The following is a 22,837-nucleotide window of genomic DNA, read 5'->3' as shown; positions in this document are numbered from 1 at the left end:
CATGCGGTTTGATGAGAGTCATGGGGACTTACGACGCGCTGCTCGTCGTCTCGTTCGGAGGGCCTGAGAAGCCCGGCGACGTCATGCCGTTCCTGGAGAACGTGGTGCGGGGCCGGGGAGTCCCGCGTGAGCGGCTGCTGGAGGTCGAGGCGCACTACCAGCGCTTCGGGGGGCGCAGCCCGATCAACCAGCAGTGCCGCGACCTGATCGCCGCCGTCGAGCCGACCGTCGACGTGCCGGTCTACTGGGGCAACCGCAACTGGCATCCCTACCTTGAGGACACGCTGCGGCGGATGGCCGCCGACGGCGTGCGCAGGGCCGCCGCCTTCGTCACCTCGGCCTACGCCTCCTACTCCGCGTGCAGGCAGTACCTCGACGACATCGCCCTGGCCAGGGCGGCGGTCGAGGGCGCCCCCGAGGTCGTCAAGCTCAGGCACTACTTCGACCACCCGGGGTTCGTCGCGGCGATGGTCGACCACACCCGCCAGGCCCTCGATCGGCTGCCCGCCGAGCACCGGGACGCCGCGCGCCTGGTCTTCACCGCGCACAGCGTCCCCGTCTCGATGGCCAGGACGGCCGGGCCCGGCGGCGGGCAGTACGAGGCACAGCTACGCCGGGCCGCCGCCGCGGTCGTCGCCGGGCTGGGCGGCGAGCGGGAGTGGGACCTGGTCTGGCAGAGCCGCAGCGGCCCCGCGCACGTGCCGTGGCTGGAGCCCGACGTCTGCGACCACCTGCAGAAGGTCGACGCCCCGGCGGTCGTCCTGGTGCCGATCGGTTTCGTCTCCGACCACATGGAGGTCGTCTACGACCTCGACGTCGAGGCCGCCCAGACGGCCGCCGGGCTCGGTCTCCCGCTGGCCAGGGCGGCGACCGCGGGCACCCATCCCCGGTTCGTCGCGATGGTCGGCGAACTGCTCGCCGAGCCCGAGCCCGTCCCGTGCGCGGCCACCTGCTGCCCGGCCCCGCCCCGCCGTCACGGGTAGGCGCGGGCGTAGGCCTGGGCCACGGACAGGACCTTGTTGACGTAGGCCGTGGAGTGGTTGTAGAACCACACGGCCTTCGCCAGCTTCTTGCCGCCCTGTCCTGCGCCGTTCGCGCACAGGTAGTTGGCCGCGCCGGGCACGGCGTCGTAGGGACTCCAGATGTCGGCGACGCCGTCGCCGTCCCCGTCCACGCCGTAGGCCTTCCAGGTGGCGGGCATGAACTGCATCGGGCCGAGGGCTCCGGCCGAGGAGGGGCCGTTGTTACGCCCGTGTGAGCTCTCCACCTGGCCGATGGCCGCCAGCACCGTCCACGAGAGACCTGGGCAGACGGTGGCCGCCTTGCGGTACAGCTCCAGATAGCTGCCCGGCCGCCCGACCGTGGCCCTGTTGCCGGTAGGCGCCCGTTCCCGCACCTGCTCGGCCTTCACCTCTGTCTTCCTGGCCGTACGGCTCCCGCCGACGACGACCACCTGGGCGCCGGAGCCGAGGAGCTTGCGCACCCCGGCGTCCATCGCGGCGACCGCCTTCTCCGGGCCGTTGACCAGCAGCGCCACCCCGGGCAGCAGGCCGAGCCGCCGTCCCGTCTCGGCGCCGACCAGGCCGTCGACCCCGGGCAGGCCGAAGGACGCCGAGGCGGCGACCCGCAGCGCCGGTCCGGAGTCCACCTGGTACCTGGCGCCGAGGACCAGCCCGAGCCGCCGGACCGCGGCGCTGTCGGCGATGAGCTCCCCTCTGTTCAGCGCCTCCCAGACCCTCGGCTGGTCGGCCACGGCCTTGGGCGCCCAGGCGCGGAAACGGGCCGGTTCGACCGCGAGCAGGTTGAGCGCGGCGCCGGAGACCCGTACCGCTCCCCCGTCGAAGGAGTCGACCTTCTGGACGTGCCCGAGCCGGGCGATGTCCTGTTTGGTGCGTTCGGGAAGCGTCGACTGGGAGACCACGAACAGCCGGGGCGGGGTGAGGGTGATCCCCGGCCCGCCGGTCGCCGCGACCACCGGGGCCGGGGTGGCGGGGGGCGGGCTCGCCTGGGTGAGGTCGGCCTGCGGGGCGAGCCTGGCCAGGTCCCGCACGGTCGTGTCCCGCCGGAGGTCGGAGGTCTCCGTACGGACCTGCGCCGGGGAGTCGGCCGGGCTCAGGACGAGGAAGATCGCACCTGTGGTGACCGCGAGGGCGGTCACGGCGAGTATCGCGACCAATACCCCCAACCTGGGATGATGTGACACTGCCCTCACGTTAGCCCAAGCACCACCGGTTCGCTCTGTTGCGCGAAAAATGAGTTGCCGTGTGATGGTTTGGTTAGAAATGGTCGATACGATCGACGACGAAAATGTGGGAAAGGGGCAGTCCGTGGTCGGGCCGTACCGGAGATTGTTCAACAGGCCCGGCGTGAAGGGGTTCGTCATCGCGGGCTTCTTCGGACGGATGCCCATGTCGATGCTGGGCATCGGCATCGTGCTCCTCGTCGAGGCCCTCACCGACTCCTACGCCATGGCGGGAGCGGTCGCGGCCACCGTCAGCGTCACCTTCGCCGTCGCCGCCCCCCTGTCGGGCCGCCTGGTCGACAGGTACGGCCAGGCGAGGATAGCCGTCCCCCTGGTACTGACCCACGGCGTCTCACTGAGCGGCCTGATGCTCTGCGGCGGACTGGGCGCGCCCGCGTGGACCCTGTTCGTCACCGGCGCCCTGGCGGGCGCCAGCGCCCTGTCCCTCGGCTCACTGGTACGGGCCCGCTGGTCCCACCTGCTGGGCCGCTCGGACGAGCTGCACGTGGCCTTCTCCTTCGAGTCGATCGCGGACGAGGTCATCTTCGTGGCCGGTCCCGCGCTGGTGACCGCGCTGGCCACCTCGGTCAGCCCGTACGCCGGACTGATCGTCGCCCTGGTCTCCACGGTGATCGGCACCGTCGCCTTCGCCATGCAGCGCGGCACCGAACCCCCGATCATCCCCAAGGGGGAGAGTTCGAGGAGCCCGATCACCATTCCCGGCGTCGCGCTGCTCTCGTGCGTCTTCCTGGCGGTCGGCTCGGTCTTCGGCTCGGTCGACCTGATCACCGTGGCCTTCGCCGAGGAGCACGGCGCCAAGGCCGCGGCCGGGCTGCTGCTGTCGGTCATCGCCACGGGAAGCCTGCTGTCCGGCCTCTGGTACGGCGCGCGGCGCTGGAAGTCCTCGATGCGCAGCCGGTTCGTCACCACCCTCGGGATCTTCGCCCTGGGCGTCTCCCCCTTCGCCCTGATCGAGCACGTCGGGGTGATGGCGCCGTTCATGTTCCTCGCCGGGCTGGCCGTCTCCCCGACGCTCATCACGGGATACTCGCTGATCGAGCGGCTGGTCCCGGCCCGCCTGCTCACCGAGGGCATGGCGTGGCTGTCCACCGCGGTCGGCTTCGGCGTGGCGCTCGGCTCGTGGGCCGCCGGACGGCTGACCGACCTCTACGGCTCCTCCAGCGCCTACGTCTTCCCGCTCGGCTGCGCCCTGCTGGCCGTGGCCGTCGGCGTGGGCGGCTTCGCCTGGCTGCGGCCCCCTGTTCTCCAGGAGCAATCGTGAGTATGGTTCATGTCTCCTGGCGGGACGGAGCCGTGCCCGCGGCGTGAGCCGGGCACGCCACGCGACATCCCCGGCCGAGGAGCGACCATGAGCCGGACCCCCGCCGCCTTCCGCAACTGGGCGGGCAACCAGTCCGCCGTCCCCGCCGAGGTCCACGCGCCCTCCTCAGCCGAGGAGGTCGCCCTGGCCGTACGGCGGGCGGCCGAGACGGGGCGGCGGGTGCGCATGGTCGGCACCGGGCACTCCTTCACCGGCGTCGCGCTGACCGACGGCCTGCTCCTGCGGCCCGAACGGCTGACCGGTGTCCTGCAGACCGGCGAGGGCTGGGTGCGGGCGGCCGCGGGGACCCCGCTCAGCGTGTTCAACGAGGAACTCGCCCGCAGGGGCCTGGCGCTGGCGAACATGGGCGACATCACCGCCCAGACCCTGGCCGGAGCCGTACAGACCGGCACCCACGGCACCGGCGGCAGGATCGCCGGTCTGGCCGACCAGGTGATCGCACTGGACCTGGTGCTCGCCGACGGCGAGAGCGTCACCGTCTCCCGCGAGGGCACCGCCGAGATCCGTGACGGGGTCACCGAGCGGGACCTCTTCGACGCCGCCAGGGTCGGCCTGGGCGCACTCGGAGTGGTGACCGCGCTGACCTTCGCGGTCGAGCCCTCTTTCCTGCTGCACAGCGTCAGGCAGCCGATGCGGCTGAGCGAGATCCTCGGCTCGCTCGACAAGATCACCGCGGACAACGAGCACCTCGACTTCTTCTGGCTGCCGCACACCGACACCTGCCTGACCAAGCGCAACAACCGCCACCCCGGCCCGGCCAGGCCGCAGAGCGCCCTGAGGCACTGGCTGGACGACGTCTTCCTGGAGAACACGGTGTTCGGCGCGCTGTGCGGGCTCGGCGCGCGCCTGCCCGCCGCCATCCCCGGCATCAACGCGCTGTCGGCCTCGGCACTGTCGGCCTCCGAGCGCGTGGACACCTCCTACGAGGTCTTCGCGACCGTACGGCGGGTGCGCTTCCTGGAGATGGAGTACGCCATCCCGCGCGAGCACCTCGCCCAGGCCCTCAGGGAGACCCGTGACCTGATCGATCGCCGGGGCTGGCGGATCACCTTCCCGATCGAGGTTCGGGTCACCCCGCCGAGCGACGCCTGGCTGTCCACCGCCTACGGCCGCGACTCGGCCTACGTCGCCTGCCATGTCTACCGGCCGACCCCGAACCCGGACTACTTCGAGGGCGTCGAGGAGATCATGGTCCGGCTCGGCGGCCGGCCGCACTGGGGCAAACTCCACACCCGCGACGCGGCCTACCTGGCCACGGTCTATCCGCGTTTCGCGGACTTCCTGCGGCTGCGGGACCTGCTCGATCCGGGACGGGTGTTCTCCAACGACTATCTGGACACCGTCCTGGGCTGACCGGCGCGTCCCGCGATCCAGGGAACTCCCCGGGGAGGCCCCCCTGCGTGCGACCTCCCCGGAGGGTTACGTGCCGGCGGCCTGTCGCCTCGACGGCGGATACCGGAGCGGATTCGCAGACGCCCACGTCGCCCGGCTCCGAGGGAGTCCGCCGGAGACGACCGTCACCCGGGCCGGCCGCCCCGAACCGGGGGCTCTTGCACCAAGTTCGCGACGGCGCCCTGGGTTATTGGGGAGAATCCGTCGGGGACTCCGAATGTACTGCTCCACAACGGTGCCCGATAAGCAGGTAAATGGAGCAAATGTGACCGGCGTCACATCGCTGCGAGCCCCATCCAGGAAGGCGATGTTCGGACATGCCGGGTACGGTGCTGGCAGGCAACCGGCACACGCGAGAGACTCAAGGGTCCGGGGGAAGATTGAGCACGACGACGAAGGGACTCGCATGCAGGAGCTCCGTCTCGTCGCGGTGAGTGAGGACGGGACCTACCTTGTGCTGGCCACGGCCGGCCGGGGGACCCGGTTCACGCTGCCCGTCGACGACCGGCTCCGCGCTGCCGTCCGCGGCAACTTCTCCCGTCTCGGCCAGTACGAGATCGAAGTGGAGAGTCCGTTGCGCCCCAAGGAGATCCAGGCCCGGATACGCGCAGGAGAGACCGCCGAGGAGATCGCCGCCACGGCGGGCATCCCGGTCGAGCGCGTGCGGTGGTTCGAGGGCCCCGTGCTCCAGGAACGTGAGTACATGGCCCAGCAGGCGCAACGCTGCGCCGTACGGCTTCCTGGGGACTCCGCTCCCGGCCCCACCCTCGGTGAACTGGTCGCCGAACGGCTGACCCGTCGCGGCGTGCCCGCCGACGAGATCGACTGGGACTCCGCGAAGCGGGACGACAACCTGTGGCGGATCAAGCTCGGTTTCGTGTGGAACGGTCACAGCCGCAGGGCGGAATGGATCTTCGACCCGCGGCGGCGTCACATCACCCCGCACGACGACGAGGCCATGCGCCTGTCGTCGGGCGATCAGGCCGAGCCGGCCGAGGACAGCACGGTCACCCCGTTCGTGCCCCGGGTCGCCAAGCTCGCGCCGGTGCCCCCGTTGGCGCCCGAGCCGCTGGGCCAGCCTCCGGTCTCCTTCCCCTCGGTCCTGCGCCAGGAGCAGTCGTCCCCCGACGACTCGCCCCAGCCGCCGGAGGCGCCCGCGCCCCAGGAACGCTCCGCTCCGGCCGCCTACACACAGCCTCCGATGCCGCCGTTGCCCCCGGGCTACGATCCGCCGAGGCCCACCGTGCCTCCGCTGCGCGCGCCCGACTCCATGGCCCCGTTCGAGCAGCCGATCAGGACCCCCGAGGCCGCGCCCGTCGCCCGGATGCGGCCCCAGGAGTCCCCGGTGCTCGTGACGCCCAGGCCGCTCGCCACGCGGGAGCAGGTCATGGAGTCCGAACCGGCGGTCCCCGAGGTCCCCGAGGTCACGGAGACCACCGAGGTCGCCACGCCCGCCGAGTCGTCCCCGGAGGTCCAGGAGACCACAGAGACCACCGGGTCCACCGGGTCCGCGGAGACCGGCGTCCCCGCCGAACCCGCGGAGGAGGAGGCGGCCGCGGTGCCCGCCGCGCGTCTCAGCCTGGACGAGCGGGCCAGGAAGGAAACCGCCGCGTCCCCCGATCCCGTCGTGGAGAGGGCCGCCGAGCAGGCCCCGGAGAAGGTCCCAGAGCAGGTCGCCGAGAAACCCGCTGAGAAGGTCCCGGAGAAGGTCGCGGAGAAACCCGTCGAGCCGCCGAAACCGGCCCCCGCGCGGCCCGCGAAGCGAGCCAGGGGACGGCGCGCCTCGGTGCCCACCTGGGACGAGATCATGTTCGGCGCCAGACGTCAGGACTGACCACAGGACACGCGAAGGCGGGGGCGGCACGGGAGACCGGCCGCCCCCGCCTCGCCGTAGGGAAGGTGTTCACTCCACCGGCTTGGGCCGCTCGGAGTTTCCGGTCAGGAGGAACGGCGCCAGCCAGGCGGGGGTGACCTCCGCGGCGAAGGCCACACCCTGGGCCTCGCCGACGTCGAAGGCCGAGTAGCCTCCGCTGCCCGCCCCGACCCCGGCGGTCACGGTCAGCACCCGGGCCTGGCGCTGGAAGGGCGTCTGGGTCAGCTTCCAGCCGACCACCGCGCGTTCCTCGATCACGACCTGGGAGCGGCGCAGGGAACCCGACCTGACGGACAGGCGGGCCCCGTCGTAGGCGTGGCCGAGCGAACGGTAGCGGTCGAGGCCCAGCGGGACGCCGAGTGCCGCCAGGAGCAGGGCGACGGCGGCGGGCCCCCACCACAGCGGCGACCACACGAGCCCGGCCGCTCCCGCGCAGCCCGCGATCACGAGCCACGGGAAGACCGCCCTGAAGAGCCTGCGCCTGCGCGCCGCGGGCGGATGCGGCCGCAGCCGGGAGATCGTCGGGCCGACCGCCTCCCCGACCACGTCCAGCGCCTTGGACCTGGGCACCACGGGCAGCAACTGACCCCGGGTCTGCGAGTCGCCGAGCCCGGTCACGACGGCCCATGCCCTGGCGACCCCCGCCCAGCGTTCGGCGACCCCCTCGACCAGCTCGAACCCGCGCACCCTGCGGCGTTCGAGCGAGACGCTCCTGCGGGTGAGCAGACCGCGCCCGGCGACGAGATACCCCTCCCGCACGCGCAGGGTGAAGTCCCAGTTGAACACGGCGTACATGACGCCCCCCGCGACCGGCATGGCCAGTACGAGCAGCACCAGGGCCACGAGCAGCACCACGGGGTGGTCCCAGAGCCACTCCCCCGCGCCGACCAGGAACCGTCCGTCGACGCGCAGCTCGTTGCCCCACTGGAAGGCCAGGCCGACCGCGCCGGCCGCGAGCGCGAACGGGGTCAGCAGGTAGGCGCCGGACAACGGCCCGTAGGCCAGCCACCGGCGCGGCACCACGAAGAGCACCCGCTCGGCCTGCGGCCGGTCCACCGGCGCGGAGACCCCCTCCTGGTACGGCCCGGCGGGCACGGCCACCGGGTCACGGCCGCCCTCGCCCGTCTGCGCGCCGGCCCTCGCGTGCCGGAGCAGCACGGCCTTGAGGCGCTCCGCCTCCGCGACCGTCACCCCGTCGAGCTCGCCCTCCTGCTTGTCCTCGCCGCCCGCGCCCGTGTCGATCTTCAGAACGGCGATGCCGAGCAGCCGGTGCAGCGGCGGGTTGCTGACGTCGACGCCACGGACGCGCTCCAGCGGGATCGTCCGTACCGACCTGCTGACCAGGGCCCGGGTGAGTTCGAGCCTGTCCCCGGCGACCTGGTAGGTGAAGGTGGCCCAGCGGACCACGGCATAGGCGACGGAACCGGCGACGCCGAGGGCCGCCCAGAGGAAGGAGCTCGGTGAGAAACCTCCGACGAACAGCACCCCGGCCAGCGGCAGGAAGAGCGAGGGGAGCATCCTGATCGGCTCGGTCAGCAGCACCTTGGGACTCAGCCGCTGCGGCGGACCAGGGAGCGGGGCCCCCGGCCCCTGGTGGATGCCGGGGCTCGGAGGCGCCTCGTCCTGACCGGTCACGTCGCGTCGTCCCTCAGCTCCTCGGCCCGCCGTGCGAGCTCCTCGGCCAGGGTCGCGGCGACCTCGTAGTCGAGGCCCTTGATCGTGGAGGACCCGGCGTGGGAGGCCGTCCGGATCTCGACCGTGGCCAGTCCCAGGACCCGCTCGAACCAGCCCTGCGCCTTGTCGACCGTCTGGATCCTGCTGACCGGGACGAACGCCCACTCCCTGCTGATCCAGCCGGAGCGGGCGTAGACCACGTCCCCGCTGAGCTCCCAGCGGTGCACGGCGTAGCGCCAGAACGGCTCGGCGATCGCGGCGGGCAGGGTGGCGAGCGTCACCAGCGCGGGCAGCCACCAGATGTTGCCGAGCACCCATCCGGGCAGCCAGGACCAGCGGTCGCCGTCGATCCAGCGCGTGAGGAGGAACGACCCCCCGATCAGGACGACGGACCAGAACAGCCCCTCGAACAGCCACAGCGCGATCGCCTTGCGGGAGACCGCGTTCGCCGGGGCCCGCAGGGGGACCCTCAGGGGGTCGAGCGAGGGACCATGACCACCCGTGCCGGGCAGGGCCGTGGCCGCCCTCGCGGGTTCGGCGTGCTCTTCGGCGTGGTCTCTCACGGTGCCAGCCTAAAGGGTTCCGTCCCAGGGGGCCGACCGTCATGCCCGCGTTGTACGGCTTGGCCGTACGGTGCCCTCTGGCGTCGCCCCAGAGGCCCGTGGGGAGGCCGGGGGAGCCCGGGCCGCGGGGGAACGACCCCGAGAGGTTTCCCGAGCGTTCACGACACTCCCGCACCACGACTCCACAGGATTCACAACCGGGCCGGGCCGCCCGTCCGTAAGGCGGCCGTCCCGCCCGCGGCGAGGCCGCGCCCATACCTTGATCGTCGATCATCGGCTCCGGATATCGGCAGGTCGGGATGGATGCGAGGGACCCGGGGCATGGGCGCCTCCTCCCGCCGGGGCGGCAACCCCCGGACCGGGAAGCGCTCTCTCCGTCCCGGGTTCGTGTCCGATTCCCGGGTTTTTCCGCGCCATGGAACCTCGCGATCCGGTCTGCGCATCTGCCAGATCCGCGTAGCATCATCGGGCATGGGGCAGCCGCACACGTCTACACGCCGCCCGCGACCTGCCGTGGGGACGGCACTGGCCGCGGCGTTCGTCGTCGTTGCCTCGGGCTGTGGCCTGACGGGCGGCTCCGCGTCCGCCGACCGGCTGCAGCTGGAGCCGATCAGTGTCTCCAGCCCCCAGTTGCGGGACGGCACGGCTCTGCCCTCCGACTACTCGTGCAAGGGGTCGGCGGGCAACCCGCCACTGCGGTGGTCGGGGATTCCGAACGACACCAAGTCGGTCGCGATCGTGGTCGACAACAACTCACGCACCGGTGGAGAGGTGAACTGGGTCGTGTTCGACATCGACCCGCGCACCAACGAACTGGCCGATGACAGCGTCCCGGTCGGCGCCGTGGAGGGAAGCACCACCAGCGGTAAGACGGGCTACAGCCCGCCCTGCCGCGACAAGGAGAGCTACCGCTTCACCGTCTACGCGCTCAACGACCGGATCGAGCTTCCCAAGGGCGCCTCCCTTGAGAAGACCCTGAAGAGCATCGCCTCCAGGACGATCGCCTGGGGCCGGCTCACCACGACGCACATCGAGTGACAGGTCAAACACCGGAGGTAGTAATGGTTACCGATTCTTCACTTAGGGTGTGACAACGCTCATAGTGGTCCGACACAATCAGATCCAATGTCCGTGCGCAGGTGATGCAAGGGGGCAGGTCGCGTCGATGGCCGCGCGACCTCACCGGCGCCGCTGGAAGGCCATGGCCTTGAGGGTGGTGCAATGATCGCGGTCGTAGCAGGTCTGGTCGCCGTCGTGCTCCTCGTGCTCGTCGTCGTGGCACTGGGCATGCGGTCGATGAACCGCAGGGAGAGTGCGCTCCCCGCGGAACGCCTTCGCGAGTTGGAGGAGAAGGAGGCGCAGACGCCTGCCTTGTCCATCGACGACTTCGCGACCCGGGAACCGAAGATGAAGCACTTCAGTCCCGACCTGACCCCGTTCGACGAGCCGAAGCCGCCCCGTCCGCCCCGTCCCGCGGGTTCGCGGGGGAAACGCGGCGTGAACGAGTTCGGCCAGGCCGACGACTACGACGACGACTACTGGACGCGGCTCCAGGCTGACGAGGGCGGTTTCGGAGGGTCCTTGGCAGCCAAGATGGGCGCGAGCCGTCCCGCGTCGGAGACGCCGGGCCAGCCGCCCGCGGCCCCGGTTCCGCCGGTCCCCCCTGTCGTCCCGATCGCGGCCTCGGCCGCCGACGCGGTGACCGTGCAGGCGCCGCTGCCGAACAGGCCGCAGGCCCCCAGGCCCGCGCAGGTTCCCGTGCCGCCGCCCGCCCCCGCCGTCGCCTCGGCCTCGCTGCCGTCCGGCCTCGCCGACCTGATCGAACCGGTCCAGCCGAACCCGGCCCCCACCGCCGCCGCGCTCGCCGAGCAGAAGACGGTGACCTTCGCGGCCCCGACGCCCGGCGCGTTCGGTGAGCCCCGCACACCACGTTCCCGCAGGAGCGGGCGCGCCGCCGCCGCGAACGCCGCGGCCGGTGGCAACACGGGCCCCGGTCCCCTGCCGGGCGCGCCCGCGCGACCCGACCCGCTCAACGAGCCGCTCGCGCCCCGCCCGCGCGGCGCCGCCCCCGCCTCCGGTGCCGCCGGACGCGGTGTGGGCGGGGCCCCCGTACGGGACCCCGGGGCCGGGCAGGTTCCGCCGCCGATGCCTCCGATGGGCCCGACCACCAGCGGTGGGTTCCCCGCCGCCTTCCCCGCGGGCGCCTCCCCGAACGCCGCGCCGGGTGCCGCTCCGGCCCCGTCGCCCGCGCCGTACGGCTCCGGCGGTGTGCCCGAGCCGTCCAGGCCCGTCGCGGACAACCCGTGGGCGCGGGCCACCTCGCCCACCTCGGGCGGCTGGCCCGCGGCCGGCAGCCCGGACATCCTCGACGATCCCGGTCCGTCGTACGCCTCCTACCAGAACCCGGTGTACAACGCCCCCTCCGCCGCCCCTTCGGCCACCTCCTACGAGGTGAGCACGGGCTGGGCCACCATCGACGACGACGCGCTCACCGGGCCGACCCCGGCGATCTCCACCCCGACCGCGCCCTCCAAGGCGGTCGGCTCCTACGACGAGCAGCCGCGTACGGCGGGCAGGCCCTCCGGCGGGCAGGGCCACGAACCGGTCCCCTCCACCGCCTGGCCGGAGCCCACCCCCGCCCCCGGTGGCGGCGCGGGCACGGTGTGGCCGAGCTACGGCGACCTGTACGGCACCGGTGTCCCCGAGGTCGCGACGACCCCCGACGGGCAGGCGGGGCCCTCTCCCCGTGGCAGCCGTCACCGGGCCCAGGAGCCCGACTACCCCGACTACTACCGCTGACCGATCCGTCCCGGCGTCCGTAACAGGCCACGCCGGGCCACTGAACCGCGAGGCGTCGGCAGCGTAGTGTCTGCCCATGGGGACGAACACGAAGAGTGACATCGCGCTCACCGGACGCACCCTCGCCTCCGTAGTACGTCATGATCTGCCCGCCTCCCTGGTGGTCTTCCTTCTCGCGGTGCCCCTGTCCCTGGGCGTCGCGGTCGCCTCCGGGGCGCCGCCCGCCGCCGGGCTGGTCGCCGCGGTGACGGGCGGGGTGGTCGCGGGCCTCCTCGGGGGCTCCGCCGTCCAGATCAGCGGGCCCGCCGCCGGGCTGTCACTGGTGGTCGCCGAACTGATCGCCGTGTACGGCTGGCGGGCCACCTGCCTGATCACCCTGCTGGCGGGCGGTCTGCAACTGCTGCTCGGCACCTTCAAGGTGGCCCGCGCGGTGCTGGTGGTCTCCCCCGCCGTGGTGCACGGCATGCTCGCCGGGGTGGGTGTGGTGATCGCCCTGGGCCAGGTGCACGTGGTGCTCGGCGGCGCCCCGCAGCGCTCCGCCGTGGAGAACCTCGCCGAGCTGCCCGGCCAGCTCGCCGCCGTCCATGGTCACGCGGTCCTCGTCGGCCTGCTCACCGTCGGCGTCATGTTCGGCTGGAACCGGCTGCCCCGGCGGTCACGGATCGTGCCCGCGCCGCTGGCCGCCCTGGCCGTCTCCTCGGCGACCGCCCTGCTGGCCGGCTGGGATGTCACCCGGCTCGATCTGTCGGCCGGCCTGGTCGGCTGGGTGGCCCCGGTGTGGCCGGAGGGAGACTGGCACGGGATCGTCGCAGCGGTGCTGCTGGTGGCGCTGCTGGCCGGGGTCGAGTCGCTGTTGTGCGCGGTCTCCGTCGACAAGCAGCGTGACGGCGGGCGCAGCGACCTGGACAGGGAGCTCGCCGCGCAGGGCGTGGCCAACATCGTCAGCGGCGCGCTGGGCGGGCTGCCCGTCGCCGGAGTGATCGTACGCAGTACGGCCAACCTGCGCGCCGGGGCGCGCAGCCGCTGGTCGGCGGTCCTGCACGGCCTGTGGATCCTGCTGTTCGCCGTCTGCCTGTGGCGGACGATCACGCTGATCCCCGCCGAGGCGCTGGCCGCCCTGTTGATCTTCATCGGCGTCCGGATGGCCGATCTGCGACGTCTGCGTGGCCTGCACGGGCACGGGGAGATCCCGATCTACTTCGCCACCATGGCCGGGGTCGTGCTGCTCGGTCTTCCCGAGGGGGTGCTGCTCGGTCTCGGTCTGGCCGCGCTGTCCGCGCTGCGCCGCCTCACCGGGGTGACGGTCCGGGCCAGGCCCGAGCCCGACGGCCGCTGGCACGTGCTGATCGGCGGTTCGCTGACCTTCCTCGGCGTGCCCAGGATCGTCGCGGAGCTGCACACCGTTCCCCCCGGCGTGGCGGTCGACCTCGACCTGAACATCGACTTCATGGACAACGCGGCCTTCGAGGCCGTGCACGCCTGGCGTCAGGAGCACGAGCGCGGGGGCGGCAGCGTGGACGTCGACGAGCTTCACGACGAGTGGTACGCCATGGCCGCCGGTGGCGCCAGGATGTTCCCGGCGAAGTCGCCGCCCCGCGACCCTGAGCGCTGGTGGCTGCCCTGGGCGCACCGGCGCGGTCCCACGCTACTGCCGGCCGGGCCCTCCCCTGCTGGGTCTCCGCCGGAGCGGGCCGGACCGGTCCCGGCCCCCGACCACCTGCTCGCCGGGGCGCGGGAGTTCCACCGCCGTACGGCGCCGCTGGTCAGGCCGTTCCTGCACGCGATGGCCCGTGGGCAGGACCCCTCCCATCTCTTCATCACCTGTGCCGACTCCAGGGTCGTGCCCAACCTGATCACGGCCAGCGGGCCGGGTGATCTGTTCACCGTCCGTAACATCGGCAACCTGGTCCCCCGCTGGGGCGCGGTGCCGCGCGACGACTCGGTCATGGCCGCGATCGAGTACGCGACCGGCGCGCTGGGCGTCAGGACGATCACGGTCTGCGGCCACTCGGGCTGCGGGGCGATGGCCGCGTTGCTCGACGGCGGCGAGAAGGCCGCGGGGCTGCCCTCACTCGGCCGCTGGCTGCGTCACGGTGACCACAGCCTGGCGCGTTTCCTCTCCGGCCCGGACGCGGGAGCCGACGAGGGGGCGCTCGACCGGCTGTGCCGTACGAACGTGGTCCAGCAGCTGGAGAACCTGCTGACCGTTCCCCGGGTGGCCGAGCTGGTCGGACGGGGGCGGCTGGAGCTGGTCGGCCTCTACTTCGACATCCCCACGGCCCGGGTCCACGTGCTCGGGCCGGTACCTGGCCTTGTGGATAGACATCCGTAACCCCGATTCGGCCACCATGCTTTTCCCGGTTGGTGTGTGGGTCATTAACCTTCCCGTCTCCGTCTGATTCCTCCGCGCTCATCGAACCGAGTCCTTGGCGGCCTAGCGTCCGTGCTTGCCTCCCACAACCCTCCGTGCATGAGGAGTGACGCATGTTCCGACTGCTCCGACCATCTCGACCCTCCCGACGCAGGGCGCTCACGGCGGCGTCCGCGGCCGTCGCCGTCGGCGGCGCGACCGTGTTCGCGGCCGTCTCCCTGTCCACGGGGGTGGCCAACGCCGCCTCCACCACCTTCACCCCGGTGGCCGACACCTATGTGGACAACAGCCACACCGGCACCAACTACGGCACCTCCGGACAGCTCGGCGTCGACGGCTCCCCGGTCAAGCGGTTCTTCCTGCGGTTCACCGTCACCGGCGTCACCGGCACGGTCGGCAACGTCAAGCTGCGCGTCCACACCGACGACGTGAGCGGCTCGGAGAGCGGCAGCGGCGGCACCTTCAAGGCCGTCGGCAGCACCACCTGGTCCGAGACCGGCACCACCTGGAACAACCAGCCGTCCATCGACGGGGCCACGCTGGGCACGCTCGGCCCGGTGGCCCGCAACTCCTGGTACGAGCTGGACGTCACGCCGTACGTGACCGGCAACGGCACCTACAGCATCGGCGTCACCTCCTCCAGCTCGGACGGCGCCGACTACGACGCGCGGGAGAGCGGGTCCTCGACCGCGCCCCAGCTGGTGGTGACCACCGACACCGGTTCGACCCCGACGCCCACGCCGACCTCGACGGCCTCCGGCGATCCGGTGCTCGTCGGGGCGGGCGACATCTCCAACTCCGGCTCCGGCGACAGCGCGACCGCCGCGCTGCTCGACTCCATCCCCGGCACGGTCTTCACGCTGGGCGACAACGTCTACAACAACGGCACCACCTCGGAGTTCAACACCTACTACGACCCGACCTGGGGACGGCACAAGGCGCGGACCAGGCCGGTGCCGGGCAACCACGACTACAACACCTCCGGGGCCTCGGGCTACTACGGCTACTTCGGCGCGTCGGCGGGCGACCCGTCCAAGGGCTACTACTCCTACGACCTCGGGGCGAACTGGCACGTCGTGGTGGTCAACTCCAACTGCTCGGCCGTCGGCGGCTGCAACGCCGGGTCCGCGCAGGAGCGGTGGCTGCGCGCCGACCTGGCCGCGAGCACCAAGCCGTGCACGGTCGCGATGTGGCACCACCCGCGTTACACCTCCGGCGCCAACCACTCGCCGGACACCTCGGTCGCCCCGATCGTGCAGGCGCTGTACGACAACGACGCCGACCTGATCCTGACCGGCCACAACCACCAGTACGAGCGGTTCGCGCCGATCAACCCGGCCAACCAGCTCGACAACGCCCGGGGCATCCGGCACTTCGTCGTCGGCTCCGGCGGCGCCAGCCACTACTCGTTCGGGACGATCCTGCCCAACAGTGAGGTCCGCAACAGCGACACCTACGGCGTCCTGAAGGTGACCCTGCACGCCAACAGCTACAGCTGGCAGTTCGTGCCCGAGGCGGGCAAGACCTTCACCGACAGCGGCACCACCGCCTGCCACTGACGACGTGTACCTCTCCACTCTCGACAGGAACCGGACCGCCGGCGGCCCCGTCAGGGCCGTCGGCGGCACGGTGCTCGCGCTCGGCGCCGTCAGTCTCGTCACGGACGTCTCGGCGGAGATGGTGACCGCGATCCTGCCGCTGTACCTGGTCGTCGGGCTGCAGTTCAGCCCGGCGGCCTACGGCGTCATCGACGGCCTGTACACCGGCGCGACCGTGCTGCTGCGGCTGGTCGGCGGATACGTCGGCGACCGGGTCAACCGGCACAAGACCGTCGCCGGACTCGGCTACGGGATGTCGGCGTTCGCCAAACTCGGGCTGCTCGCCGCCGGTGCCTCGGGGCCGCTCATCGGGCTGATGATCACGGCGGACCGGGCGGGCAAGGGCCTGCGCACGGCCCCCAGGGACGCGCTGATCACTCTCGCCACCCCGCAGGACCGGCTCGGCAGGGCCTTCGGGGTGCACCGGACGATGGACGCGACCGGCGCCTTCCTCGGGCCGATCGCCACGCTCGCCGTGCTCGCGCTGGGGAACGGGGCGTTCGGACCCGTCTTCGTGACGAGTTTCTGCGTCGCGCTGCTCGCCGTACTGATCCTGGTGCTGTTCGTGCCCGCGGCGGCCGGTCCCCGTCCTCGCCCGGCCGAGGTCTCGTGGCGGGCCGTCGCCCGGCTCGGACGTGGCCGTCTGCTGCCCGCCGCGTGCCTGCTCGGCCTGGTCACGATCGGCGACGGGTTCGTCTATCTCGTCCTGCAGCGGCGTGTCGAGCTGGGGATCGGCTGGTTCCCGATCCTCGCGGTCGGTACGAGCCTGGTCTATCTGCTGCTGGCCGCGCCGCTGGGCAGGCTGGCCGACCGGATCGGACGGCTGTGGGTGTTCGCCGGCGGGAACGCCCTGCTCGCCGCCGTCTACCTGCTGCTGTACGGCCCGCTCGGCGGCCTGCCGCTGGTCGTCACGGTGCTGGTCCTCTACGGGACGTTCTACGCGGCCACCGACGGCGTCCTCATGGCGCTGGCCGGTTCGGTGTTCCCGCCCGAGCTGCGCGCCACCGGGATGGCCCTGGTGCAGAGCGGCCAGGCCCTGGCCTACTCGGTCTCCTCGGTGCTCTTCGGCCTGGCCTGGCAGACCTGGGGCGCGGGTGCCGCCTGTCTCGCCGCGGCCGTGGCGGCCCTGCTCGCCCTGCCCCTGACCGTCTTCCTGCTCACCAAGGAGTCACGATCACTCTCAGCCCGCGCGCACGTGTCCTCGTGACGGTCCTGGCGGCCCTGTTGCTCGCCGGGGTCGCCGTCACCTACACGGCACTGGCCGGAGACCGGCCCGTGTCCGCTCCTTCCTCTGGTTCGTCCGCCTCCTCCGGAGCTCCGGTCGCGGGGCCACGGTTGCAGGTGCTGACCAACGGCCTGTTGTCGACGGTCTCCCGTGCCGATCCCGGCGGTCCGCGCGAGGTCACCGAGCTGCGCTGCGACCGCGCCTACGTCGCGGGGGGAACCCTCGCCTGCCTCAAACCCGTCGGCCCGCTCAGCTCGTCCGGGCTGATCGTCCTCGACCCCTCTCTCAAGGAGCGCAGGAGCCTGCCGCTGACCGGCTTCCCGAACCGGCTGCGTGTCTCGGCCAGCGGCCGGATGGTCGCCTGGACGCTGTTCATCGACGGGCACTCCTACGCGACGACCGGTTTCTCCACCCGGGCGGGCATCCTCGACACCCGCACGGGACGGCTGGTCTCCTCGCTTGAGGACTTCTCGATCACGCTGGACGGCAGGCCGTACCGGAACTCCGACGTCAACTTCTGGGGCGTCACGTTCGCCTCGGACGACAACCGCTTCTACGCGACGTTGTCCACGAACGGCCGTCGTCACCTGGTCGAGGGCGACTTCGCCGCGGGGACCGTCAGGACGCTGCGGGACAACGTCGAGTGCCCGTCCCTGTCCCCCGACGGAACCCGGATCGCCTACAAGTCCGCCGTCGGCGCCGATCCGAAAAAGGGCTGGCGGCTCTCGGTCCTGGACCTGGCGACCCGGCGCGTCACCCCGCTGGCCGAGACGCGCAGCGTGGACGACCAGGCCGCCTGGCTCGACGACCGGACCGTCGCCTACGCGCTGCAGACCGGTGACGGCACCAACAACGTCTGGTCCGTCCCCGCGGACGGCACCGGGGCTCCTCGGCTGCTCGTCCCCGGTGCCGGCTCCCCCGCCCCGGCCTGACCTCACGGAAAACACCGGCGCGTCCCGCCTCCGGGCGGGGCGCGCCGTTCCGTGCGAATTCCTTTTTCTCGTTCCGCATGGAGGAATGCCAACGCTTTCGCGCCGCTAAGACGTTTGTTTGCGTTTCTGTGTAACACGGAGGGCGATCACTCGGTCACGAACGACCGGCCGCGTTCCTGCCATTCAGCGACACGTCTTCCCCGTCGAGAAACGGAGATCGATCCGGTAAACATCCGCAGGTCTGTGACGTTCCTTACCCTCTCAGGAAAACGATGTTCATCGTCCATACGTCGCGCATCCTCCCCTGTCAACCACGGAGAGGGAGCTTCTTTCCGTTCCATGAATCACCGAAAATCACTTCACGCGCCCGCCCGGAAGCTGACCGTGCAATCCATTTTCACAGTTGATTTTCACACGGGTTCTCGGTCATGCTGACTCGTCGGATCAGTTTTTTTCATGATGTACGGCGAAGCGCGGCAAACGGAAAGGCCTTGGTCCGAGGCGGCAGGGCAGGCGTTCCATCGATTTCCGCATTCTTGGAGTCACGGCTTGTCATGCTCCGTGCCCGCACGCCGAGAACGACGCCAGAGGAGAATTTGTTGTCACTTCGCTCTGACTCCCGGGGCCGCGGAGGACCACGGTCACGGCGACTCGCCGCGGCCCTGCTCTCCGTGGCCGTCGGCGCGCTGTCCGGCGTGGTCGCCGCGGCCCCCGCCTCGGCCGAGCCCGCCCCGGCCTACGACCACAGCAAGGACAAGGGCACCGCCCCGGGCACCCACGGGCCTCTGCCCAAGGGCTTCTCCACGACCGAGCTCTCGGTGAAGTTCAAGCCCGGCCTCGCCGTACGGCTGCGCGGGCAGGGCCTGGTCGCCAAGGACTCCGAGGACGCGACCGAGATCCAGCGGGTCCTGGCCAGGTACAAGGACGCCTCCATCAGGCCCCTGTCCTCGGTCTCCGAGACGAAGATCACCGAACGACGGCTCCAGCTGGAGAGGAAGACCGGCAGGCAGCTGCCCGACCTGAACTCCTGGTTCGTCGTCACCGCCCCCAAGAGCGGCGTCGAGGGCCTGCTGAAGGACCTCAACGCCCTGCCCTCGGTGGAGATCGCCCAGGCCAGGATGACCCCCGTCGCCACCTCCGAACCGCTGGCCTCCTACCAGAGGTACCGCAACGCCGCCACCTCCTCGCTGGGCGCGGGAGTGGACGCCGACTACGCCAACGCCCAGACCGGTGGCAAGGGCGACGGCATCACCGTCACCGACATCGAAGAGCAGTCCACCTACATCCCCTACTTCGGCCCGCAGACGATCGCCGCGGGTCAGGACCACTCGCTGCTGATCACGCGGACTCCGGCGCTCGGGCAGGTGTGGGCCTGGGGCGACAACGGCCAGGGCCAGCTCGGCCTGGGCAACACCACGGCCAAGAAGGTCCCCTCCCAGGTCCCCGGCCTGACCGGCGTCACCTCCGTCTCCGCGGGAGACGACTACTCTCTGGCGCTCAAGAGCGACGGCACCATCTGGGCCTGGGGCGACAACAGCCAGGGCCAGCTCGGCAACGGCACCACCACCGACAGCACCGTCCCGGTGCAGGTCACCGGGATCTCCAACGCGGTGGCGATCAGCGCCGGTCTCGGCCATGCCCTGGCCGTCCTGTCCGACGGCACCGTACGCGCCTGGGGCGACAACAGCCTGGGACAACTCGGCTACGTCGGCCCCGACTCCCCGGCCGCCGTCGCCGTAGCCGGCCTCACCGGCGTCCGCACCGCGCCGGACTCGGTCGCCGCGGGCGGCGTCCACTCCCTGGCGCTGATGGCCGACGGCACCGTCAAGGGCTGGGGCGCCAACGGCATCGGCCAGCTCGGCGACGGGACCACCACCGACCGTGCCACCCCCGCCGCCGTCACCGGCCTGACCGGCGTCACCCAGATCAGCAGCCGGGGCGACCACGCTCTGGCGCTCCTGTCCGACGGCACCGTCAAGGCCTGGGGCGACAACAGCGAGGGACAGCTCGGCGACGGGACCACCACCGGCCGGACCACCCCGATCTCCGTCCCCGGCCTGGCCAACGTCAACAGCATCGCCGCCGGAAGCAGGCACAGCGTCGCGACGGCCGAATCGGTCTCCTGGGCCACCTACGCCTGGGGTGACAACAACCAGGGACAGCTCGGCGACGCAACCACCGTCGACAGGTACTCCCCCACCGTGATCCCGGCGACCAGTGACATCGCCGCGGCGGGCCTGGCCCACACCATCACCAAGCTCGCCCAGACGTTCCACGTCTGGGGCCTCAACAGCAGCGGCCAGCTCGGTGACGGAACCACCACCAACCGGCACGGCCCCGTCGAACTGGTCGCGTACACCAACCGGTGGAACCTCTGCCACGAGGACCTCGCCGGACGCGTCGCGACCGGTCAGATCGTCCAGGTGCCGTCCGCGTTCGGCGACCCCTGCACCAACGACCTCTCGATCCGTCACGGCACCGCGGTGGCCGGGATCATCGGCGCCCAGGACGACAACGGTGTCGGCATGGCCGGCATCGCGCCCCACGCCACCCTGCACCTGTCCGGCACCGCCGTGTTCGACACCGTCGCCTACGCCACCGCGCACTCCCAGCCGGGTGACGTCATCCTGTTCGAGATCGCCGTCAAGCCCAGCACCCGGCAGTACCCCTGGGAGTACCAGAGCAACGTCTACGACCAGGTCGTCCTGGCCACCGCCGCCGGAATCACCGTGGTGGAGCCCGCGGGCAACAGCGGCGTCGACCTCGACGACTCCACCGACCCCTACGTCGCCGTCATCATGGGCCGCCCCGACTCCGGCGCCATCATGGTCGGGGCGGGGACCCCGCCCAGCCCCAGCTGCGTCGGCACGCCTCCCTCCGCCGACCGCACCGCGCTGCCGCTGTCGTCGTACGGCGTCCGCGTGGACGTCCAGGCCTACGGCGAGTGCGTGGCGTCGACGACCGCTCCTGGCTGGCAGGACCTGACCCCCTTGGAGACCGACCCCAACAAGACCTATGCCGGTGGCTTCGGCGGCACCTCCGGCGCCGGCGCCATCGTCGCCGGAACCGTCGCCTCCCTGCAGGGCGTCGCCAAGGCCAACGGCGGAGTGCTCACCCCCGCCCAGGTCCGCGACACCCTCAAGCTCACCGGTACGGCCCAGCCCGCCGGTGACCCTCACCGCATCGGCCCGCAGCCCAACCTGCGCGCCGCCATCGACGACATCCTGACCCCGTAGGACGTCGGCTCATGCGAGCGGGGCGCCCGGGAACCGCTTCCCGGGCGCCCCGTCCCGATCCGGGAGCCGCCTACCGCCCGGTCATGGGGATCTCCGGCGTCCCGCGAGACCGCCTTCGTCCTTGATCGACCTGAGCAGGGGCTGATCCAGCGGGAGCCGCACCCGACCGATCACCGGGCGAAACAGATCGTGCTCACCGCGTCCGGCCAACGATGCCGGGCCCGCGTGATCGAGCACCTCAGCGCCTAGTCGCCGCCGACCCGGCCTGACCCTCACCCCGGACCACGCGGGCATCGCCTCGGTCCGGAATCTCGGGCCGAGGCGCTCCACCGGCGGCGGGACGCCCTGGTCCGGACCGTCCGCCACGGCTCGCCGACCGGCCAGGTCGTCGACGCGGTGACGGCACGCCCGACTTCGCCTACCGTATGGTCCGCCGACGGCGAAGAAACGGTCTCCGGCCGCGGCGTCGGCACACCCGAACCGTTCGACGAGCGGTGGGAGCGATCTGGAGGAGGTCCGGTCCACCGATGAGGTCCGCTCAGACGGTCACGGTCGAGCAGGTGCGCGAACTTGCCCTGTCCCTGCCCCGCACACACGAGGCCCTGGTCAGGGACCGGATCAAGTTCCGGGTCGGGAAGATCGTCTACCTCTCCTTCTCCAGGGACGAGGAACTCATGGGCTTCGCCTTCCCCAAGGAGGAGCGCGCGGCGCTCGTCGCCTCCGAGCCGGAGAAGTTCCTGATGCCGGTGCCGTCGGACGAGCGCTTCAACTGGGTCCGGGTCCGGGTGGACGCCGTCACCCCGGCGGAGATGCGGGAGATCGTCGTCGAGGCGTGGCGCATGGTCGTGCCGAAGCGCGTGGCGGCCGCCCACCTCCAGGGCACCGGCCCGTCCGTTGTCTCCACCGCGCCTGTCGCGGACGCTCCCACGCTGGACGGGCTGCGGGCGGCGGCCCGGGTGTTCAACGGGTTCTCCAACGTCGACGCCGGCTGGCTGAGGTTCCTGGAGACCACGGGCCCGGCGGCCGACCTGTCGCGTGCCGGGCACCGCGCCGCGCTGCTGCGCTGGCTGAACTCCTGGGGCTGCCGCATCCGCTACCCCCGCGAGGGCGAGCCCGACCTCCTCGACTCCGGCCTCGCCGAATGGTGGCGGAACCGGGCCGCCGACCTGCCGTCGGTGAGCCTGGCGGTGCTCTCCGACGGGGAGATCGACGTTCTCTCCCTGGCGTACGCGGAGCTCGCCGCCCTTCCCGTCGCCACCGGCCGGGCGGCCCGCTCGCTGGGCCCGACCGCCGCGGCCAAGGCGCTGTACGGCCTGCGACCACGCGCCGCGATGCCCTGGGACGCCGCCATCGCCGTACGGTTGTACGGCTCGCGCGACGGTGCGGCGTTCGGCGCCCACCTGCGGATGGGCCGGGCCTGGGCGCGGGCCGTACTCCAGGCGGCCGGGACGGACGAGGACACGCTGCCCCTCCTCGCCGGACGACCCTCGGTGTCACTCGCCAAGGTCCTGGACGAGTACCTGTACGTCACGATCACCATGGCCTCCCAGGAGTAGGGACCCGCCGTACGCGGACGTCCCGGCGCGTACG

The 22,837-nt window shown here is 71.9% G+C and carries 15 protein-coding genes; 12 read left to right on the top strand and 3 right to left on the bottom strand.

Annotation, left to right across the window (positions count from 1 at the left end):
* The first annotated feature begins 20 nt into the window (after positions 1-20).
* Positions 21-983 (top strand): ferrochelatase, encoded by a 963-nt coding sequence (locus tag ABZ463_RS11265; protein ID WP_352016179.1) that lies wholly within the window; start codon positions 21-23, stop codon positions 981-983.
* Here ABZ463_RS11265 and ABZ463_RS11260 read toward each other — a convergent pair.
* Positions 974-2,185 carry a lytic murein transglycosylase gene (locus ABZ463_RS11260; protein WP_352016180.1) on the bottom strand — a complete coding sequence of 404 codons (1,212 nt, stop codon included), beginning with the start codon at positions 2,183-2,185 and terminating at the stop codon, positions 974-976. The two genes, ABZ463_RS11265 and ABZ463_RS11260, sit on opposite strands and share 10 nt — an antisense overlap.
* A 181-nt stretch (positions 2,186-2,366) precedes the next feature.
* Between ABZ463_RS11260 and ABZ463_RS11255 the strand changes: the two genes are divergently transcribed.
* From ABZ463_RS11255 to sepH, 3 genes are all read left to right on the top strand, one after another.
* Positions 2,367-3,524: an MFS transporter gene (locus ABZ463_RS11255; RefSeq protein WP_352016181.1), complete on the top strand. Its 1,158-nt coding sequence runs from the start codon at positions 2,367-2,369 to the stop codon at positions 3,522-3,524.
* 87 nt (positions 3,525-3,611) lie between these two features.
* Positions 3,612-4,937, top strand: coding sequence for a D-arabinono-1,4-lactone oxidase (locus ABZ463_RS11250; RefSeq protein WP_362775455.1), 1,326 nt, complete (start codon positions 3,612-3,614; stop codon positions 4,935-4,937).
* A gap of 445 nt (positions 4,938-5,382) precedes the next feature.
* Positions 5,383-6,810 carry a septation protein SepH gene (gene sepH / locus ABZ463_RS11245; RefSeq protein ID WP_362775453.1) on the top strand — a complete coding sequence of 476 codons (1,428 nt, stop codon included), beginning with the start codon at positions 5,383-5,385 and terminating at the stop codon, positions 6,808-6,810.
* Between the two features lie 69 nt (positions 6,811-6,879).
* Here sepH and ABZ463_RS11240 read toward each other — a convergent pair whose 3' ends face one another.
* Positions 6,880-8,484, bottom strand: a complete 1,605-nt coding sequence (locus ABZ463_RS11240; RefSeq protein ID WP_362775451.1) for a PH domain-containing protein — start codon at positions 8,482-8,484, stop codon at positions 6,880-6,882.
* Positions 8,481-8,984 (bottom strand): PH domain-containing protein, encoded by a 504-nt coding sequence (locus tag ABZ463_RS11235; protein ID WP_352016210.1) that lies wholly within the window; start codon positions 8,982-8,984, stop codon positions 8,481-8,483. The genes ABZ463_RS11240 and ABZ463_RS11235 overlap by 4 nt, the downstream gene beginning before the upstream one ends.
* A 615-nt stretch (positions 8,985-9,599) precedes the next feature.
* Here ABZ463_RS11235 and ABZ463_RS11230 point away from each other — a divergent pair.
* The 8 genes from ABZ463_RS11230 to ABZ463_RS11195 all read left to right on the top strand — a co-directional run bounded on the left by ABZ463_RS11230 (position 9,600) and on the right by ABZ463_RS11195 (position 22,803).
* Positions 9,600-10,124, top strand: a complete 525-nt coding sequence (locus ABZ463_RS11230; RefSeq protein WP_352016185.1) for a YbhB/YbcL family Raf kinase inhibitor-like protein — start codon at positions 9,600-9,602, stop codon at positions 10,122-10,124.
* A gap of 183 nt (positions 10,125-10,307) precedes the next feature.
* The gene (locus ABZ463_RS11225) at positions 10,308-11,885 is read left to right on the top strand and encodes a hypothetical protein (protein ID WP_362775449.1); all 1,578 of its coding nucleotides are present in this window, start codon (positions 10,308-10,310) and stop codon (positions 11,883-11,885) included.
* Between the two features lie 76 nt (positions 11,886-11,961).
* A complete protein-coding gene (locus tag ABZ463_RS11220; protein WP_362775447.1) occupies positions 11,962-14,217 on the top strand; it encodes a SulP family inorganic anion transporter in 2,256 nt (751 codons plus the stop codon).
* Positions 14,218-14,369: 152 nt separating this feature from the next.
* On the top strand, positions 14,370-15,815 hold the full coding sequence (locus ABZ463_RS11215; RefSeq protein ID WP_362775445.1) for a DNRLRE domain-containing protein: 1,446 nt from the start codon (positions 14,370-14,372) through the stop codon (positions 15,813-15,815).
* A 4-nt stretch (positions 15,816-15,819) separates the two neighbouring features.
* Positions 15,820-17,061, top strand: coding sequence for an MFS transporter (locus tag ABZ463_RS11210; protein WP_352016189.1), 1,242 nt, complete (start codon positions 15,820-15,822; stop codon positions 17,059-17,061).
* Positions 17,058-18,011: a hypothetical protein gene (locus ABZ463_RS11205; protein WP_362775442.1), complete on the top strand. Its 954-nt coding sequence runs from the start codon at positions 17,058-17,060 to the stop codon at positions 18,009-18,011. The genes ABZ463_RS11210 and ABZ463_RS11205 overlap by 4 nt, the downstream gene beginning before the upstream one ends.
* Before the next feature lie 599 nt (positions 18,012-18,610).
* The gene (locus ABZ463_RS11200) at positions 18,611-21,247 is read left to right on the top strand and encodes a S8 family serine peptidase (RefSeq protein ID WP_362775440.1); all 2,637 of its coding nucleotides are present in this window, start codon (positions 18,611-18,613) and stop codon (positions 21,245-21,247) included.
* A gap of 527 nt (positions 21,248-21,774) precedes the next feature.
* Entirely contained in the window at positions 21,775-22,803 is a 1,029-nt protein-coding gene (locus ABZ463_RS11195) for an MmcQ/YjbR family DNA-binding protein (protein ID WP_362775438.1), read from the top strand.
* Positions 22,804-22,837: the final 34 nt, after the last annotated feature.

It is taken from the genome of Streptosporangium sp. NPDC020145, from assembly GCF_040631275.1.
Classification (GTDB): Bacteria; Actinomycetota; Actinomycetes; order Streptosporangiales; family Streptosporangiaceae; genus Streptosporangium.
Note: the sequence above shows the minus strand (reverse complement) of the source record. Positions and strands in the feature narration are given on the sequence as shown.

Coding starts and splice junctions, on each gene's coding strand:
- ABZ463_RS11265 (WP_352016179.1), top strand. CDS start 21: ATGGGGACTTACGACGCGCTGCTCGTCGTCTCGTTCGGAGGGCCTGAG.
- ABZ463_RS11250 (WP_362775455.1), top strand. CDS start 3,612: ATGAGCCGGACCCCCGCCGCCTTCCGCAACTGGGCGGGCAACCAGTCC.
- sepH (WP_362775453.1), top strand. CDS start 5,383: ATGCAGGAGCTCCGTCTCGTCGCGGTGAGTGAGGACGGGACCTACCTT.
- ABZ463_RS11225 (WP_362775449.1), top strand. CDS start 10,308: ATGATCGCGGTCGTAGCAGGTCTGGTCGCCGTCGTGCTCCTCGTGCTC.
- ABZ463_RS11220 (WP_362775447.1), top strand. CDS start 11,962: ATGGGGACGAACACGAAGAGTGACATCGCGCTCACCGGACGCACCCTC.
- ABZ463_RS11215 (WP_362775445.1), top strand. CDS start 14,370: ATGTTCCGACTGCTCCGACCATCTCGACCCTCCCGACGCAGGGCGCTC.
- ABZ463_RS11195 (WP_362775438.1), top strand. CDS start 21,775: ATGAGGTCCGCTCAGACGGTCACGGTCGAGCAGGTGCGCGAACTTGCC.